This window comes from Streptomyces sp. rh34, assembly GCF_002551245.1.
In the GTDB taxonomy this organism is placed as follows: Bacteria; Actinomycetota; Actinomycetes; order Streptomycetales; family Streptomycetaceae; genus Streptomyces.
In genome coordinates this window covers 1-2,039 of record NZ_NTGZ01000492.1, presented here as the reverse complement: position 1 = coordinate 2,039, position 2,039 = coordinate 1, and the positions used below count along the sequence as shown (strand labels likewise).

General features: G+C 76.0%; 1 protein-coding gene. It reads left to right on the top strand.

The features are described from left to right. The first annotated feature begins 514 nt into the window (after nucleotides 1–514). Nucleotides 515–1,933, top strand: coding sequence for a PAS domain-containing protein (locus tag CR470_RS37575; protein ID WP_097872214.1), 1,419 nt, complete (start codon nucleotides 515–517; stop codon nucleotides 1,931–1,933). Nucleotides 1,934–2,039: the final 106 nt, after the last annotated feature.

The window sequence follows — 2,039 nt, the reverse complement described above, 5'->3', positions numbered from 1 at the left end:
GCGGCGACGAGTGTCGCGAGCGCGGCGCAGACGGCGAGGGTGGTCGCCGCCGTCGGACGTGCGATGCGGAGGGGCGTCACGGAGGAGCTCCTTGGGGTTGAGGGTCGGAGGAGCGGGACCGGGGACGAGGAGCGGGGACGAGCGGGACGGACGGGGCCGGGAGCGGCCAAGTGCCGAAGCGTGCGGAGGCGTGCGAGGGCGAAGGCGTGTGCGAGGGCGAGGGCGAGGGCGGACCAAGGCTGGGCGTGCCCGGTGGACTCTGTGTGACGTTGCCACCACGCACCGCCGTGCCGCCGGTGAACTCCCCATGCCGGAGCGCTGGACGAGGCCGCCCCGGCGCGTTCGCGGTGTGGCGTGAAAGCGATGGAAGGCGATCGGCGATCCCGCGGTGGGAGAAACGATTTCGGTGAAGTTGATGTGTGCTGGGTCACGTTCGAGTTGAATGGTCTGACGTGCGGCAATACACGCGGCGACGCGTGGGAAAACGGCGGAAACGTTCTGCGGGGGGTGCGGAGTGGGTGTTTCCAGGAGCAGCGGGACCACCGACGAGCTCGGGCCGGACGAGGACTCCGGCGGCGGGCCCCCGGGGCGCTCCGCGGACCCCGGGCCCGCGGCAGGCGAGGGCGGCATACCCGGTGAGCCTCCCGGGTCCGAGCTGCTGGCCGCGCTGCTCGACGGCATGGACGCCGCGCTCTGCGCGTTCGACGCGGCCGGCACGGTCACCCACTGGAACCGCGAGGCCGAACGCGTCCTCGGCTGGTCGGCGCGCGAGGCCGTGGGGCGTAGCGGCTTCGCGGGCTGGGCGGTGCGCCGGGCCGACGCGGACGAGGTGCGGACGCGGCTGATGTCGGCCATGGACGCGCCGGGGCGGCAGGTGCACGAGTTCGCGCTGCTGCGCAAGGACGGCGGCCGGGTGCTGGTGCGGACCCAGTCCGCCGGGGTGCGCGGTGCGGACGGGAAGCCGGCCGGGGTCTACTGCGCGTTCAACGAGGTGCACGCCCAGATCGACCTGGAGCGGGCCATCGCGCTGAGCGAGGCGCTGCTGGAGGACGCGACCTGGGGCGTGGTCCTCCTCGACGTCGACCTGCGCCCGACGGTCGTCAACGCGTACGCGGCCCGCGCGCTCGGCGGGGCTCGTACCGCCCTCCTCGGCCGCCCGCTCGGCGACCTGGTGGTCCAGGGCGTGGAGGAGCTGGAGGCGGCCCTGCACCATGTGCTCGCCGAAGGCGCCCCGACCGCCCCGGCCGAGCTGTGGGTCACCCTGCGGACGGCGGAGGGAGAACGCCGCCGGTGCTGGCGCAGCGGATTCCTGCGGCTGGCCTCGCCGCTGACGGAGGAACCGGTCCCGCTCGGGGTGGGGTGGCTGTTCCGGGACGTCACCGCCGACCGGCTCGCGGAGCAGGAGGCCGACCGGCTGCGGTTCCGGACGAGCCAGCTGCACCGGGCCGCCCGCACGGCCTCCGAGTGCGAGGATCCGATGGAGGCGGCGACCTCCCTGCTGGACTTCGCGCTCGCCGGGTTCGCCGACCACGTCCTGGTCGACCTGGCCGCCGGCGAGCGCCTGGTGCGTACGGCCGCCACACCCTTCGACGCTCCCGGCCCCTGCCTCCCGGTGTCCGGCGGCGCCGTCCCGGCCCGCTACGGCCCCGGCCACCCGGCCCTCCAGTCGGTCGAGCGCACCGGCTCCGTCCGTACGAGCGCGGGCGCCGGGGACGCCGCGCAGGCCTGGGCCGCGGAACGCCGCTGGCCCCGGGACGCGGCGCACGCGCTCTGCTCGGTGCTCCGGAGCCGGGGCCGGACCCTGGGCGTGCTGACGTTCCTCCGCGCGGCGAACCGGTCCGCCTTCGAACGCACCGACGCGGCGTACGCGGAGACGGTCGCGGCCCGGGTCGCGGGAGCGGTCGACCTGGCGCAGGTGACGGCGGGGACGTAGGCGGGCTCTCGCCGCGTGCTTCCACCAGGGGCTGCACGCCGGTCCCGCTCGGCCGCCCGGCGAGCCCGGCAGGGGCACGAGGCGGGCCGGGCAGGCACAAGCGGAC